The organism is Pirellulaceae bacterium (genome assembly GCA_029243025.1).
In the GTDB taxonomy this organism is placed as follows: domain Bacteria; phylum Planctomycetota; class Planctomycetia; order Pirellulales; family Pirellulaceae.
The window spans coordinates 77115-95668 of record JAQWSU010000004.1 but is presented as its reverse complement, the minus strand read 5'-3'; the positions used below and the strand labels follow the sequence as shown (position 1 = coordinate 95668).

The window sequence follows — 18554 nt, the reverse complement described above, 5'->3', positions numbered from 1 at the left end:
CGAAACGGAGACTTGGGCTTGCTGATTGAAAGATGAAGCCGATATGGAAGTCGCCGTTGAGCTTGACCGAATCGTCTTTTACTAAGCTGGCTATGCTTGAGTAGGGACTATTACTTCCAGTGGTCGTATCCCCGCCCCCTGCGTTTGCATCGTTGGTTAAAACCAATGTGTCGTCGGATACGACGACGGAACCTTCTGTTTCATCGGCGGTCCAGCCGGTACCATCTCCGTTGAACCCTGAGAATGAATTCCGTTCCGATGCCAAAGCGTCCGTTACGGAGCCCTCGACCTGCAAGTTTAAGCTGCCTTCGGCGATTACCTCGCCCAGCGAGAGCGACGAATTCGATGCGATCCAGAGATCGGCTTCGGTAACCGCGTCGAATTGTCCGGAAGCGTCTACATCGAGCGCGACGTCAGCGGTTCCCAATGATCCGCCGGAAATCAGATTCAAGTCGCCAGCGGATATTACGGGTTTTTCACCTGTAGACGAGACAAGGTTGCCATCCGATTCGATACGGACGAGTGCTTGGTTATGGCTGGAGACTTCCTTGAGTTGGAGATCACCCTTGTGCTGCGTGATCAAAATGTTTTGATCTGCTGTGGCGGAGAGACTGCCGGTAGAAGCAATCTCGGTTACGAGCGGTCGATGAAAGGCAATTTGTAACGCCGTTGGTATGACATTATTTGGCGGTTGTTGGTCCTCGTAATAAACCTTTTCGCCGAGTTCGTTCCAACCCACGATGAGGATTTCGCCTGGCCTACTGGCAGTACGCAGGATCTCTTTTTCTTCGACCGTCAGTTCCTGATTTGCGATGGCATCTAGGCTGATCTCAATGGTCTCCTGGTAGAGACCGATTGAATCCGTGGAGTTTAATTCTAGATTTCCGGCCTGAATGTTCGTTTGGATGGGTAACAGTGGAATCACTGATGGGGAGGCGAGGGCATCTTCGGATACAAACGTCATTAGATTGTCCGGATTGACGGTCGCAGCCGCAATGCTGGCGACCGTTTCGTCGGAAGCTTTGTACAGATACTCTCCGTCGTACTGGAGGAACTGAGGACGACTGTCCCAGTTCGGTCCGAACGCCAGTGGGTCGGCAAATCGAGTGATGCACTGTTGCCAGGTCAGGTCGGCCCATTGCTGAACCTCAGAATCCGACGCCGGGATTTGTTCCTCACTTGCCATTTCATACACGGGGCGAAGTGCTTCAATTCCGGTCGAAGTTAACTGATAGATCTGTCGGGAGATACCCTGTGGATCGGTGATCGTGACGATCTCGCCCCAATCACCCGGATCCCACGCATTCCACGTGGGAGATGGGTCGATCGTTACAGGCGGAGTCAATCTCCAATACATCAAGTATCTCGCATTGACAGCTGCTTCGAAGCTAGAGACGTTATCCTTGACCGGATTCTCTGGCTTACTGCTCAAAAATCCGAGAACTTCCTGCCGCTGCTCTGGGGTTAACTCGAATCGATTAAGCTCTGCGGAATCAAGAGAGAGTCCATCTAATATACGGCCTGCCATCGTCGTTAGTTGGACGGTTCCTGGCGTTTGTATCTTGCCGACTCGCAAGTCGTCTGTCGGCTGCAACACGGTAATGTCTTGCTGCGCCGTCGCATTAAGAATGCCTCCCTGGATGGTGCCATTCTCTAGTGTTTGCGAATCCAATTGCACCCGCAGCGGGACTTCCTTCGTACCGATCGCACCGCTGTTCGAATTCAACGTCAAGACACCGGCGCGGATGAGCGAATCGTCAGTTTGAGCAATGATGTTGCCCTTGGCAGTCAAAACGATCTCGCCCAGAGATTCCACATCGTTGATAACAAGTAGATCGACTGCTTTTTGGCCTACACGCTCACTGCTCGCAGCGGTAAATCCGAAATAGGTTTCTTTCGCATCGAGAACCTGTTCCAAGTTGACGGAATGCTTCGTCTGCCAACTCTGACCGGTTTTCAGATCCAGCAGCGATTCGACGAGATGGCTCGTGGACGGAACGTAGGTCAACGAAATCTTGATCGGATGGCCGCTTGCAAGATCGACATCGCCGGTTGACTGATAGGAGCCGTATTTGCCGTTCGTGGCGAACTGGGTTCCGACGGTCCAGTTGTCGTCGAGATTAATTTGATAGGCAGCGGAGTTACCAACGATACCGTGATAAGCCAGGTATTTCGCCTCACTGGTATTTCCAATCGCGTTGGGGCCTTCGTTTTGCCAAACCAATGCCGTTCCGCCTTGCGCACCTATGCCGCCTGCTTGTTCGACATCCGCCTGGTAAACAAACTCGATTCGAAGCGGCGTGTCTGTCTTAACGGTCTCCGTCAGCCAAGCAGCACTCGCCTGTTGAGAAATTCCTGATGAAGAGGTTAGAGTCAACTCCGGGCCAAACAGCAATGGCAGTTCAGATTGGTATTCGAAATTGGAGATCGTTTGAATCGAGGTGCCAGATCCGGTGGCTCCCGTGAAGCCGAACCAGGCTGTCTTACCGAGCAAGGAGGGTAATTCAATGTCGGTATAAGTGTGGGAGTAGGATTTGTCGGTGGCTGTATCCTTGAGCGACGCGATGACCGTCTGATGTTCGGAATCAAAAAACAGTTGCACATCGATCGGATTGCCTGAGGCTAAATCGACTTCGCCTGTCGCATGGTAGCTTGCCGAAGTATCGGTCGTCACGAAATTGGTGCCGGTGATCAGCTCAGAGCCTTGTCCATAATTGTAAAGGTTCATTTGGTAGGCAGCTTTGTTGCCCGGAATCCCGACGTAACCTAGTCTGCTGCCGTTTTCACCTAGTGCATGGGTGCCTTGGTTCTGAAGAACGAAGGCGACTCCATCCGCTTCCATGTCGCCGCTTGCCTGATAGGTAAACGAAACGTTGAACTTTGCCGTAGAAATCTCATGGGGATACCAGGCAGCCGAAGCCTTTGCCATCGTGTTGTCGGACAGCGTTAGGGACTCTCCGTCGACGAAGGTAGCGTTCCCCCGGATCACAAAGTCCTGCAAACCTGTTAACGGTTGCGTCTTGTTGACGGTCGACCAACTTTCGGCTCCCTCTGCGAATCCCGCAACGACCGGTTCATTCACAACTAAGTTGACAGGCAAATCACCCGGTGAGGAAATATAAATTCCTTGTAGACCCACAGCGGTCAGGGATCCGTCAGTGAGGGATAGCTTTAGCGGGGCATTCTCCGCACCAATCGTCGCATCGTTCCCTTTGGCAATTAGCGTCACATTCTGCCCGGAGACCGATCCACTGGAGCCTGCTGCGATCGAACCACCACTTGAAATCTGTACGTTCCCCGGAAGGCGGATGCGACCATTGAGCGTTAAGTCGCTATCCGTTCCAATCTGCAGATTCCCCGTTCGAATCTGCGAGAAATCGATTCCGATCGGATGATCTGCCCGAACCCTCGTTGTCAGTTGGGTCTTGTAGGCCTCAGGGAAGGGATAATTCTGGGGATCAATGTCCTCGCTGGAATAGGGCACGCCAACGGTCGGCGCTGCTCCAATCAGGGAAGCCGATAGATCTTCATGGAAATCGTATTGAGCCTGAGATTTCAGTGCGAAATGAAAATCGCTAACGACCTGGATCGCCGTCGACGCTCCGCTGCCGCCAGTAAACCCGAGGTAAGCACGGTCCTGTCCTAACGCGGAAGCTAGGTCAACGTCATGGGGACGCTCAGATTTTTCATTCGTGATGGTATCGAGGAGGGTTTCTGTTAAGGTGTTTTTTTCCGCGTCGTAGACCAGTGTGACCTTGATCGGATTTCCGGAAGCGAGGTTAACCTTGTCAGTCGACTTGTATTTCATCGAGTAATCACCGACGACAAAATTCGTGCCGGTGATCAGCTCAGTGCCTTGCGCATAATCGTAAAGATTGATTTGATAGGCGGCTTTGTTGCCGAAGATGTCATCAGCATTAGTTTCGTGGACGTAACCCAAGTAGCCTCCCTCAGCTCCGACCGCATTGAGCCCCTGGGTTTGCCAGACCAACGCAATTCCGTCTGCGGCCTGATCACCACCAGCCGTATATGTGAACCCGACTTCGAAACTTTCTGTGGTGGGGACCGGAGATCGCAGCCAAGCGGCCGTCGCAATCGACGGAGTGCCGTCGGTTAGCTGAATCTGGTTTGGCTTGACCTTGGCCTTGACCGAATTCTTGCCAATACCTTGGTTAAAGCTCGTGAATCCGTTGATCGGATCAAGATCGCCGAGTGGATCGGTGTCGACGGCCAAGCTGAAATCACTAACCTTCTGATTTGCCGTGCCCGATCCACTGCTGCCAGTAAATCCTAGGTAAGCGCTGTCTGCTTTTGTGGAAAGGGTCAACGTGACGTTGTCAATGAGTAGGGTTGTGTCACCCTCGTCACTTGGCATCGATTCGATACGAATCGTGTTTACGTCGGAATTCGCCGGGAATGGCAGGTCGACGTTATACCAGGAATTATTTCCTCCGACGGGGATTACCTGAGTGTTGTTATTCGACCCACCGGTAAGATTTCCAATCCAAACATCGTTCACATACACCTTGCCAATTGGAAAAGCTCCACCCCATTCTCGGGAATTGAAATCGATCCCCAGGGTGTAATTCGTGCCCACTTCGAAATTGGTGATCGTTTGTTCGAGTGAACTTTCTCCCTGCAGAAAAGCGACGTGTGTCTTGTTGTTACCGTTATCACGAAACGGGGCGTTACCGTCGGCAATGGGATTGATTCCATAGAGTCCGCTGCCTGTCCAACCGGCAATTTCGTCGGGGTTTTCTCCGCCGATATACCCGGGCCACACCGTGAAACGATCAGCATTCGTTTCAAAATTGCCGTTCATCACGGCTTCATAGGCACCCAAGCTCGAGGAGAAATCGACGTCGTCATAGATGTGCTGATAGGACGTGCCTTCTGTCGGGTCGGCGAGAGTTTCGGTCAGTTTTTTCTGATCGGCATCATACGCGAGTTGAACCTTGATCGGATTTCCCGAATTCAATTTGACGTCGCCGGTCGCACGGTAATCGCCGGAAGTATTGGTCGTGACAAAGTTCGTGCCGGTGATCAGGTTACTGCCTTGCGCATAATTGTAAAGATTCATCTGGTAGGCAGCTGTATTGCCAGTGATGCCAACAAAACCCAGGCTGCTTCCGTTGTTTCCTACAGCCTTAAGCCCCTGGTTTTGCCAGACGAGGGCGATACCGTCTGATTCGCCACTGCCCTCATAGGTGAAACCAACCCGGAAATCTTTGTCGATTGGAATGGGTTGGCTCAGCCAAGCAGCGGTTGCAATCACCGCTTCACCATTGGTTAGCTCAATTTGGTTGGTGTTGACCGTCGCAGTGACCTGTGCGCTTTTACCCGCTGCCGAGGTAAACGGTTTGCCGATGCCACCGGTAAAGTCATCAAATCCTTGCAGGAACGTCAAATGAAAGTCGCTGACCGTTTGGATGGCCGTTTCGCCGCCGCTGCCACCGGTGAATCCTATAAAAGTCGTGGAGCCCACGTCCGACAAGTCGACGTTTTGATGCTTGCGTTGGTAAGAGGTCTTGCTGATGGTATCGACGAGCGTTTCCGTGATGGTTTGACTGATTGGATCGTAAATGAGGTTGATTTGAATCGGGTTGCCAGAGGCGAGTTTCACCGGGTCCGTTGACAGATAATTGTTATTTGGCGAACTGCTCGTGGTAAACAGCGTCCCGCTCTGATTCTGCTCATAAATATTGATCTTGTAAGCCGCCGTCTCACCGGTGATGCCTTCATAGCCAAGACTGCCACCGGAGTTGCCGACGGCTTTTTTGCCCTGATTCTGAAAGACGAGAGCGACTCCATCTGCGGCTTTCGTACCGTCGGCCTGATAGGTGAAATCTAACGTAAATCCAAAACCGGTTGGTATTTTCCGATCCAGCCAAGCGGCGGTTGCCGTATCCACCTCCCCATCCGTAAGCTGAATCGAGTCCGCTCTTACATCGGCCGTGAAAGGTGTTGCTGCGACCGCGGTGAAGTCGCTGAAACCCTGCACGGTGGAAATGTCACCCACTTGCCAAGGCGTACCACTCTGAATGTTCGGACTGCTGTGAGACGGGTCGTAAGCCAGCAGGAAATTCTTGATGGATTGTTTCGAGTCCTGCGTTCCTGTACCGCCAGTAAATCCGACGTAGACTGTCTTGTTATCAAATGTCTCTTGCAGATTTGCTTCGTAAGAATTCGTGTAAACGCCATTGCTTCCTTGCGTTAGCGTCTCATAAACCTTGTGTTCCTCTGCGTTGTAGTACAACTGAACCTGCAGGGTCCGATGTTTGTGGTCGGTTGAGCATAATTCGACTGGAGAGGTGTTCTGATAGGATTCATTTGTATTCTTCGTCACGAAATTGGTGCCGCGGGTATTCGATTCGAAAAGATTAATCTGGTAGGCCGCCGTTGGATCGGTGAGACCAACATAACCGAGATTGCCACCCGGTTTTCCTACGAGGTCGTTTCTAGGTTGTTGGGTTTGGAAGGCAAAGGTGATGCCATCCGCGATGTCATTGGTATTGCCAGGTTGGCTCTCGTAATGGAAGGAAACGGTGAAATCTCGCGTAATATCAAGCGGTTTTGTTAGCCAAGCTGCACTGGCCTGGTTGGTGGTCGTCGTCAAGCTAAGCGGATACTCCGAGCTTGACTTCTCTTGAGCCGGATTGACGAAGAGAAAGTCGTCGAACCCGACCGTATGCACTTCGCCAAAGTTCCAACTTCCGTTAGGACTCCAGGCTTCATCCTCCCCGTCCTCAGAAACAGAGAGCTCGCCAAAAGTGCGAAACACATCCTGTTCTTCTACGTTGGACAGGAGAGTACCTGGCACCGGCTGATATTGGACCGAGTCGAATTGCTGGACGGCGTCCGGAGTCTCTGGATAATTGTCTCCGGCAGTTGTCGTGTAAACCGCAACTCCCTCATTGACTCGATATTCGTAACGCGTGTTAATACCGCTGAGATGATCACGGAATTCTACGTTTGCTCGGACTGCGGCTGTTCCCGAGTCAATATCATTGAGGATTAGCGGGATGCCTGAGTTGTTCTGAATACTTGCCAGTCCCAAGCCTCCCATCATATTGATCAGCGATCCTTCGAGGGTAGAAATAATCTGCCCTTCTAAAAACGCGGTCATGTGTGCGGCTGAATTGACAGCAGAGAGCGTGATATCATTGGTACGCGCATCATAAGTCGCTGAGATGTCGGACGCCTGCGCGCCAATGCCTGGGATCTCATACAGTGGATTGGGCTCGAGTCCGATCTGGTAGTCGATGCGATAGAGAGCAAGTTTTGTGCCTAATGCCTCATCAAAGATGATCGATAGGTTGTGCAGCTTGCCGATGTTGATGGGCGCGTTGACATCGATTGTTTCCGCATTGATGAAGAGCTGGGCTGCGGTGACGCTACCCGTCAATTGCTGACTGACCGATTCAGTCCAGCCCATCGCCTCAACGGGCAAGCTGGGCACGACAAGCGGATAGTCGGTGCCGTCGCTTGCTTGGTAAGTTGAAGAAGTTTCATTTTTTAGAAAGCCGCGCCCGCTACCGACATGGCTTGCCGCTCCTTGGGAAGAATTGTCGCAACCAGCTGCGATGTAACGACAATTGCCAAAAAGAACTGCGTTTTGATCGGTGAGAAACTTGGCGAAATCGCTCAAATCATTCGGCTGGGAGCCGGCATACAGGCTATCCGCAGCGGCGGTTGCCAAGAGATTAGCATCCCACGCGGTGTATTCGCCTTGTTGTTGTTGTTTCCAGCCCGGTCGAAAAGGTGTGTTGCCAAGCCGATATTGCGGATATTGCGGATATGCAGTCGTCGTACTTGCGTTATCATCTGCCGGCGGATGCAATGGGTTTAATTTGGCAGCCTGTTCAAATGCTGGGCCAAAATCACCTCCGGCGCCCCAATAGGCATTGGGAATGTCCACGACGAAAGCTGAATTGGGAGAACTGATTGTCACGGATCTGGCATTGATCGGAGCAAGTTCGATGATCGGACCATTTTGGTTCGAGAGCGTGACATCGCTGGAGGGTGCATTGAGAGCGCCTGAAATAACCAATCCCGGCGGGGAATGTGTGTTTGGACTGTCGTCACTTGAGGTCAAGGAGACAGTGATCGTCGGTGTGGGGTTTTCGGCAGGTTGCAGATCAAGCTTATCGGGAGCGTCATCAAACATCTCCCCAGAGGTTTTCCGAAGTACAATCTCGCCGGCCTGCGGATTACCAGGACTATTGATGCCGTCCAGAATCAGCCAGAAGTCAGTTGGATTATTGATCGTCAGTTCAGAAATATTCGCATTCAGGCTTCCAGTTCCCTCGATGGTATCACTGATCACCAAAATGCTTCCCTGAGGAACAATCATGTTTTGGAGTCGAAATGCTGGGAAGTCTTCCGGCAGCGAAGATCGACTCTTAATCTGTTTAATCGTTGCAGGATCGAGATCGCTCTTCGATAGGTCGACGTTCGTGCTTTGATTGGCGGCGGCGAGAAATGATACAAATGGGTTACTCGGATCATTCCCCTGATCCGCAATCAGTTGGTCGGAAAATTCATCGGCCGCGATCGGGACCGAATATTGCTGATTGTTGACGTCAAGATTCACCGTATTTTTTATGTCATCGACACTTAGATCGACACTCATTTGAGGCGATGCCGCGGTAACCATCCCATCGATGATCACCTTCAAGTTTTTCGTCGGTGTTACCGGCTGGGCTTTCATGTCTGCGCGGTCAAACACTCCGACGCTCATTGCACCGGCGCTTTGGTGGTATGAGTTACTTGTCGATTCGGGCGTCGCGTCGATTCGTACGTTATCGAGAGTTGCGGCAACATGGGTTCCCTTCGCAATCTCGATCGAATTGTCCTGACTGATTGTCATGTCCGCATCATGGGAATGCACCATTCCATGCGAAAATGCAAGTGAAGCGGAACTGATTTGTGGCGAGATACCCACTTTGATGGGCGCTTGATGTCCACCTGCGGCAATCGTGACATCATTGGCAATGATGGTGGATCCGCTGTCCCCTGAAATGGAGATCGTCTCAGTCGTCGTCACATCCACCGACGCATTCGAATAAGCAGATCCGATACCCTGGCTTTGGGCGAGGCTCTCAGTAACCGTTTCCACATCGACAGCGGTGGCAATCGCCAGGTCACCCGTGGCGTTCACGTTCGCATTGTTCGCCTCCACCTTATTGGTGAGTTCGATTGTGAGTGTGTTGTTTACTCTCCCAATGGGTACGAGGCCACCCACTTCCTGAGCGACGAATTCTTCCGATCGGATCTGCTGTGTGGCGAGGATGGATACTCCAGAAGAATCAGTTGAATTGCTGGTTATCTCTGCCGTATCATCCGCGGCTGATCCCAATTGAATTGTTGCGGTGCCGTTATACGTGGTATCGGCGGAGGCTCCCGCTCCCTCGATGACGCCACCTGCGCCGCCACGAACACTGTTGAGTGCACCAAACACGTTATTTTTGTCGACTTTGGCATCGTCCGTATCGGGCTTTCGCTTTATCGTGTTGTCGGACCAAAGGCTGATGGGGCCCTGATTCGTAAGACGACTATGACTCTTTAACGTGATCTCTGCGTTTGGTGTAAAGGTGTTGTAGACTCTGGCTCCGCTACCGCCGGCTAATGAGGCCTGAATCGCGTTGGAATAGGTGTCGTAATTGACATTAGTTTGTGCAATCAACGAGGCGTCGGCGCCGTTCTTCATCATGTCGATCTGCGCTCCGTCAAGAATGACAGATGCCTCAGGTGCAATGGTGTTATTGGCGTGCGTCGCATCGCCAGCAATAAGGCCGCCCGATCCGGAAACCGCCCGCGAGTTGCTCTCTCCTGACACGACCGCCTCAAGATCCAAACCGCCTTCACCCATCAAGTGAAGATCCGTCACAACCGTTTTCAGGACGGGACTGTAGGTCGAGTAAGTCTTGAAAACTCCGACCCCCAACCCGCCAATGTTATAGCCTTCCTGGTCGGTGCCTGGATCGCCCGTATCACTGGATGACGCGGTGGTATTGGCGGTGGCCGAAACGATGCTGTCTCCCGCGACATTGATCTTTGGGAGAGGAACCATCGAATCGCCGGCGCTGCAATCGTCTTCCGAGTTGACATCAAAGTCCGCACCGAGGCAGGCGATGATCTTGTCTTCGTATTCGAATCGATGCGTTTCACCTGATCCTGCAAGGCCTCCGACTGTGATCGAATAGCCGGAGGTATCGATTTTATGATGACTGTTCGCCGTGACGGATAGATTTTCCAGCTCAAGTCCGTTTTTGGCATGTCCGACGCCAGCACGGATTAACCCATCCTTGTGGACATCCGACCGAAACCCGCCGACGGAGCCAAGGCCTAACGTACCACCATACATTTGTGCGTTGATCGTTTCAGCCCCTTCGGCGCTCACGGTCAATTCTCCAGGTATGCCGTCCGGCGTGGGGGTGATGGTCGTGCCTTGTCCTACATCGGCGACCACCTTCGGCTTGCTGGTGATGTTCGAGTTTCCACCAGCAGCGGCACCGCCAATCGCGATCGACAGTGAAGTAGCAACTGACTTGGTGTTGTATTGAACCTTGTCGGCTGCAGTCACGCTGACCGGACTTCCTATCGGTCCGGTGGTGATTTGGCTATTTTCAATTTCCGCCACAATTTGATCGTTGTTATGAATCTCGGCCAAGGATACGCCGATCGCCCCTCCAACCCAGCCGATCGAGCCAGCGCCGGATCCAACGGAGGCGTTGACCGTACCTTCGGCTTTTGCAGAGATCGTCGATTTATCTGTGCCAGACAACGTCAGACTTTGAATGCCATTGGCGGCCGCTTTGACAATACCATTTGTCGTGACGCTACTTGATGCTCCAGATCCGGATAGAGCGAAGCTATTATATTCCGGGGCAAGTGCGACACTGACTGCGGCAGCAACTGCCACGGTATCGACGTCTCGCTTGCACGCCGCTTGCACCGTAATCATACCTCCAGCCGTCACGCTAGACGAATCACTGGCCGCTTGATCGACAAGTGGAGCCGACTTATCTGTGAGCGGTTTGCTTCCGATCCAGGCCAACACCTGATTGTTTAAGGTGACTTTGTTCGTTACCGCGCTCGGTGCGATCGCCACGGCTCCAACACCCGATAAGGAGATTTGTAAGCTTCCGGCACCGGTGCTGGTTTGCACTGTTGAAGTGTCGTCAGCTTTAACCGAAATGAATTGATCTACGGTAACGGTACTTTTCGTAATACCGGCTTCTGCTGTATCCGTCTGGTTCAGCTGAAGGAACGCGCCCGAGCAACCAAGCCCCCCGCCGTCCCCCGCCGGTGATATCGCGACAGATACTGCAACACCGAATGCGTAGTTTTCGATGTCAGGGGAAAGTGTGGCTGCTACTTGAAGCGACGCTGCAGTAACTTCTTCCGCCTGTTCAACCGTTGCGGAAGTTGAATTGGTGGAGGTGAATGAATTGTCCGCGCCACCGACGGCGATTTGGACCGACTTGCCCTTAACTGCGATCGAACCAGACATGGCAACTCCGCCTGCATCCGTGAGATAAGTCAATTGATTCGTCGCCAAGACGGCAACCGTCGGTTTCGAATTACTCTCACTGTCCGCCGGCTTAATCACTGATTTTTCGAGCAATGCTGTTGTTCCGACTTGAGAATCGGTGACGATCACGGCTCCATTCACAACGAGCCCCAGTTCAAACTTGCTCTTAGCGGAATCTTGCCCCTGCGCGCTGCCGGCAATCGCCAAGCTATGGACATTTTTGTCTTCGCTGAAATCTGCCGCTTGGCTCTGATCAGGCACATACTTTTCGGTGTCTGGATTTAACTCACCGGTATGAGCTTGGACTGTGACATTGCCCGACCACGCGACGGGCGAATCGTTGATTTGAGCCAGCGTTTCCGAATCTCCCTCCTCATCACCGAGTCGGGTAACAACCACGGCGGCACCGACTCCAATGCCAAGCTGATCATTGTCCCGTGACAACGGTTTGCCGATATCGAGCGAAAAATATCCGGCGAAGGACTGGAGGACGGGAGCCAGCACGGCGGTTACCAAAAGCGGCTCGGTGTTTTTTGAGACGCTTTCGATTGAACTGTTTTCTATCTGAGCGGTCGTGGTGGGGTGGAGGAAGTTCGTCGCCCACATTCCTCCGATTTCGACACTCGTTCCGGCCGGCACCACGACATCCACGCCGGCACTCAATACGCGGCTTTCCGTAAAATCTTCGGCGGCGACCGTGACCCGTCCGTCGCTTTGCGAGATTGGACTGTCGGTCACTTCGGCGGTGGTCGTATTGTCGATTTCGTTCCAGACGGCACTCATGCCGACACCGAAGACGGTTTTCGCTTCCGGTCGATTCTCCTGTTCGCCGAGAGAACGCCGATCGAACGTGACTGCGATCGTACCGGCGGCGCCCCAAATCTCATCTGTCGACAACGCCGTAATGCTGATCTCGCCGATGTTGTCCGTTGCCGTCAATTTTGCGATAGATGCTTGGGTGGTATTCGTGATCTCATTGACCACCACCGAGCCGGCAATTTGCAGATCTGCACCCGTGGGCCTTGCGACCTGCAGGCCTGCAGCGCAGGAGCCGATTTTCTTATCGTTGCGAGCTTCAAGCTCGAGTGCGAAGGATTGAATTGTGGTATTTCCGAGGAAAGCCTGGACATCTGAATCGACGACCGCCATGGCCACCGATCCGGCGATACCAGCTAACGATTTGTTGTCTGCTTCGGAGACTGCGAGTCCTTCGGAGACTGCGATCACAGCTTGGCCTGCAATCGGATTCAAACTCGTGTTGTTTGAACTCGATATTTTCAGCGTATTGAAATTGTCGCCATCAGACTTGCTGCCAAATGCGGAGCCTCGATCATTCAGGTACGCGTAGGTCTGATCGTCGACAAAGGCTCCGGCAAAATCACCTGAGAGTCCCAGGCCCCATTTCCCTTGATTGTTGTTCGCAGCAGCATCCTGGTTTTCATTGGGCACGTGGTTTTTAAATAATTCGGCCCCATTGCGTGTAGAAGGGAAGACTCCGACGATCGATAAGGGCACAATCGTTCCGTCTGAAACGGCGTCAATGGTGAAATCTCCAGGTGAGTTGAGCGACGATGTTTTCGCGGTGCCACCTTGAGTTTTCGATCCCACCGCGGCCACAACATCCCGAGTGAATTCTACCGTCGAACCGCTGATGCCGATTCCCTTCGTGGTTCCCAAGAGGACGGCTCCGCTAACGGCCCACAAGTCGCTCGTATCCTCGGCGGAAACATCTACGGCCCCCGTCGTGCCGTCGACCGCAACTAAATTGACGGGTGAATTTTCCGTGATGATCTGTGCGCCGACCGTCTTGCCACGATCAGCATCCGAATCTAGCGGTTCTCCTATCAGCAAGTAAGCGAGGCTCCCCTCGACTCCCCATCTGGAGCTGTTACCGGTGGCTTGACCGATTTGCACAATGGTACTTTGACTTTCTGCGGTAACGTTCAGACCGCCGTTGCCATATTTGATGTTGGTCGGGTTTTGGCTCCCATCGCTGTTGTCCGGATACGCTCCGCCAATCAGTGCCTGCGTGTCTTCCTTCATGACAAAGAACGTGACGGAACCTCCAAAGGCATTCTTGGCAGCGCTTTGAAAGGGGGCGACGCTATTTAACTTGTCGTCTTTCTTGATTCCGTCGAACAAGAAGGGCAGAGCAATATAAAGCTGACCGGCAAGACCGATTTGCTCGACCGTCGTTTCCGCATGAACCGTGACGGTGTTTTCGTTGCTCAACACAAAAGGCGGAGCTGATTTGCGGGTTGAATTCCCAGCATCCCATTGTTGGAAGTCGAACGTTTGATTGATCTGCGCTCCATCGGCGATTTGAGCCAAGTTGGTGTTTGTGATCGTTTCCACAGTAAAACTGCCTGTGACCACGTAATCCATTTTTTCCTGATTTCCTGGAACTCCGACATTGGCTGTTGTGTTGAAGGCCGAGCTAAGGAAACCAACGTCGCCAAATGCAAGGTTTTTGATCACGTCGATTACGTTGCTGGCATTATCTTCTTTATCATTTTCGCTCCAGTTGGTCCAACTGGACCAAGGTGGTTCGTATTCGATCTCTGAACTCACCTCGACTGCGTCACCTCCTGTCACAAAAGCGTCAGACTCCACTACGGCTGTGCTTGTATTTTCGACAACCGCGACACCAATCGCGATAGCAACCGCGCCTTGATTCCCATTCTCGTTGACTGCCGACTTGGACAGTCCTGTGTCAACAAGGGTGCTAACGTTTTCGTTTATATAACTTTTTACCGTGACGTTGCCGGAGCTGGCTATTTTCCCTGTAGGACGGATCTTTGCCTCGACCGTGTTATCGACGTTCTGCACGGCGATGGCCCCGGACAGTTCGAATGAATTGCTAATTTGCTTGAAGTCTTCGGGTATCTTCTCTTCGATCTCCCGTTCAATTTTTGATTTCCTGTCAACGTAATTATTTTTTCCTTCTTTCCCTGCATTGACGAAATAGGCCAGCAGAGGAAAGGAGCCGAGCGTGGAAGTGGAACTAGCGCTGTTCTCGCTTTCCAAACTGGCTGTCACTGTGATTCCTGTAGGCTCGGGTTCTTCCGTGAGGGTGACAGTTCCCCCTGTCATCAAGGTAGGCGGTCCGGATGTGAGAGGAATATAGGGTCGCATATCGACGAGAGTCGGCGTCGTGGTATTGGCATCCGCAACGCTTGCCGCTAAACCGATAACCAGCGTTTGAGGATCCAGGGTCTGTTCCGGGTTCACCGCGTAATAGGTCTCGCCATTGAGCAGGCCCATGCCCGGGAGATTCCAGGAATCCTGAAAGGTCAGCGGATCTCCCGTCAGGATCGGTTGAGAGTGAGAATGGAGCACCCAAGGATCCCCGGCTTGACCGGAACCGGTAACTTGGGAGGTTACGCCTGACAAAGCTCGCAAAGCTATATTCACGTCAGCGGCCGATGCATCAAAGGCGATTGGAGCCGTTGTGACGCTCTGTCCGGCAGTCGATAACGTCAATGTGAAGTCACCTCCGTCGGCATCGGTCCAGACTTTGTCGACGGGGGAGTTTAAGACGTCAGTAACCATACTGGTCGGCGAACCATCCCAGGTCAGTAGGCTGCTGTCGACGGAAACTGAATCCTGCTCCAATCCCGAGATCAACCATGGAGACAATAAATTGCCCTGGCCGATTGCGGAGACCGAATCAACTCCAGACAGGTCATTTAAACGGTCAGCCAAATCAGCTGGTGCGATGTTGTAAGCCAGGGCCCCCGTTGAACTGGCATTGCCATTGCGGTCAGTAACCGTCAGTGAAAAGCTACCCTCGGTCGCAAAGGAGAACATTTGAAGGGCACCAGCGTCCAGCGACGAAAATGTCGCTTCACCACCCGTCAGATTCATGCTGTCTACTTGAGTAACCGGAGCTGGGTCGGACAGCTTTAACTTGATCTGACCGTTGTCAATATTAGCGCCGGTGATCTCAAAGATAGTGCCGCTTTCCGGATCTTTTAGGCTTTGTCCGTAAGTAAATTCCACTTGATTGGCACTGGTCATCTGCATGTTCGTCTGTTGATCGATGCTATCGAGCAATTGAAGACTATCCACATTGAGCTGCGAAGGATCCAGACCATAAATCTCCCAGGGATCGGACAGCTTTCCAGCACCAGTGACTGTTACCCCGCTGACGTCGAGTTCATTGATTGCCGTCGCCACTTCTTGTGACGAAGCATTCCAAGCCAACTCCGACGTGGTCGCAGTTTCCTCTTCGGTAACTTGCACGGTGAGCGTAAAGGTGCCACGACTGGCATCGGAGCCCATCATGATTCCCGGTGATGCTTCTGCTGATTCCATTAACGTCAATACATATTGGGGAACCGCCGGGTTAGCATTCGTATTGTTCACGTTGAAGGCGTAGTACGTCTGACCATCCGTTAGTCCCGCCATTGGCTTATCCTTGACCTCGCGGTAGACCACCGCTGTGCGGTCTGGGAGATCGGGATCCTCCGAAAAGACCAGTCCAATACCCGGCTCAAAGGTACCAATTGGGAATGTCACCTGCGTACCACTCCGATTAGCCGTCAGCTGAGGAATGGCTGCCTGGATTGCCGGGTCAGCTGCCGTTGCTTGATCCAGACTGTCCGCAAGGCGGATGAGATCGGATTTGTCGTCATCAACGATCGCCCAATAGGTGTTGCCCCGTTGAAATGAAGTGACCTGTTCGTTCAGCCCCGGGTAAAACTTTAAGGCATCGCCCTGCTTGACTGGGGTGGACGGTGGAACTTTCGTGATCGTTTCACCCGAGGCGTCGAGCGATGCGACTCCGAGATCAACCTCACCGGACCCCATGTCGTAAGCACTAATCGGATACTTGATCCCGGTAACCGGGTTCTCCAGATAGGCAGCGCCGGTAACAGCAATGGGCGTGGAGTCCATTTCCTGCAGTTGGATTGCGAGTGGAAATCCGCTGACCTCGGATTCAACGATTTGCACTCGATAATCTTTTTTCGAATCCAGCTCAACGAGTTCACCCTGTGGATTCAAATAGCCCAAAGATTTCTCAAGGGCAGGTTGATATTGGACGGTATCTCCATCCTCGAACAAAGGTTTCCCATCGAGCGTCTTGTCGTAGCCAAACAAGATCAGGGATTGTTGATTGGAATCGACAGCGGTAAGGGTGACCGGTACGTCAATGTGATTTTCACTCGGACCTTTTCGCAACGTCGGAAACTTGTTTCCCAATGAGATGGCTTCTCCAGCCGCCGCCTCCTCAGCCGTATGCGCGAACTGTAACTGATTGTTTTCGGTGTCAACGATCAGGTAATACACATTCCCAGGAATCAATCCGGGAATGGTGCCAAGATTCGAGCTTGTGAAACGTGCGGCGTCGCCCGTCTCAAAATCGTTCGGTCCTGAGTAGCTGACACGATTGGTTTCGAAGTCTACCTGAAATGCCGGATTAAATTCTAAAGAAGCGAGTGCGGTATCAGATTCTGTTGACTCATTGGATGTTGATGTGACTTGGCCTTTGACGTCGACTGAAACCTCGGCGCCCGCCTGGGAATAGCCAAAGGCGACACCGACCAAGCCGTCGCGATAGGCCGCGGCCTTGACTCCGTTTTCACTGCCGGCCGACGCCTCGGATTCGATGGTAATATCACCGTCACTACTGATCAGTGAATCTTCATCGACTGTCACCTTGGAGGTCGTATTTAATTCTGTAAAGCCTAACCCGATGGCGATCGCTTTCGGATTAGTCGTACTGATGCCGGTGTTTTGCAATGCAGCGACTTCGAGTTCGATTTCGTTTTCAACCGACGTTGAAATCTCAACCGAATTCCCCGAAATAACCGTGCTGTTTACATCGACCGTTGCCTGGGCGTCGGTGTAAAACTCGCCGGCAGCGAAGGCGTTTTTGTCATAGCCCAAATCATTTTTAAGCACGCGATTCCAAACTGCTTTGCCTTTCGCGATTGCGGTCGCTTCAGATTTGATTGTGACTTCACCATGATCGGCCACGATGTTCGCATTTTCCAGCAAGATCGTCGCGTTTGGTTTCCAGACTTGAACCGTAACAGGTAGCGAAAAAACGTCTGGTTTTTCCGTCACTTCCAGTCCCACTCGAATCAAATTAGAAAGACCAGAACTCCAAACTGAATCCCAGACCTGACTGTCATTGACCCCGGCATCTGCCGTAATGGTGACACCTGTATGACCTGAGATTCGCACAGCGGTCGAGTCCGTGCCATCCGTCGTCTCCGATCCAATCGTAATGCTGGATTCGTGAACTAAAGCAGAGAAGAGGTCTGCTATCTGGTCCAAAGCACTGATATCGAAGTTAGGCAGCTTGTGGGAAAGCTCCAGGGTAACCGTACCCTCTGAGCTCATGATGTCCGCATTAACAGTCAGAGAATCCTTGCCTTGGAGGGTGATGTTGCCCGTATAACAGAGTGCCTTGTCAATGCTGACATCTCTTTTCTTATCGGGCTCATAATCCCCCGGTATGTATTGCGTGATATCATCGGGACAAGTCGTCGTTAACATCAACCGGTATTCGAGCCGTTCGGCACCGGTGTTCAAATTACGCCGGAGTGAGTGTTGGTGATCAGTGCGCCTCCTGTGACGTGAATTGCAGATTGATTCCGCCCAAGATCTTAGGCGAATCGAATTCCATTTTTGGTTGTACATGATTTAGGATCGTCCAGGGCGAATTCAATGTAGCTGGAATCGTTGCAGTCAACGATTGGATTTGACGTGGTAGCTAATGCTGGCGTTAACCAATGGTTAATCAGCTAGGCAACGGGTCGGGGAGCAAATAGTAGCGGCTGCTAGAAGCGGTTTGTTGTGACAGCCGAAACGAGAGGGTTGTGAGCTTCCTTGATAATGTCTCTCGATTAATTGAGGGGCAAAATTACACTTGATCTTCATCGGATTAGAGTGTGCGGTCGCGAGCCAACTTACGTTTCCTTGTGAGGCGTGTCGGTGTTTTGATCTGCGCAAGTTGTGTACATCGCAAAGTGTGCAATCATCGGAACACCCTACTTGGCCCGATTGC

1 protein-coding gene is annotated in these 18554 nt (G+C 52.3%); it reads right to left on the bottom strand.

What is annotated here, in order from left to right:
- Positions 1-18043, bottom strand: an 18043-nt coding sequence (locus tag P8N76_01700; protein MDG2380365.1) for a hypothetical protein, incomplete at its 3' end; no start/stop codon positions are given.
- Between the last annotated feature and the right edge of the window lie 511 nt (positions 18044-18554).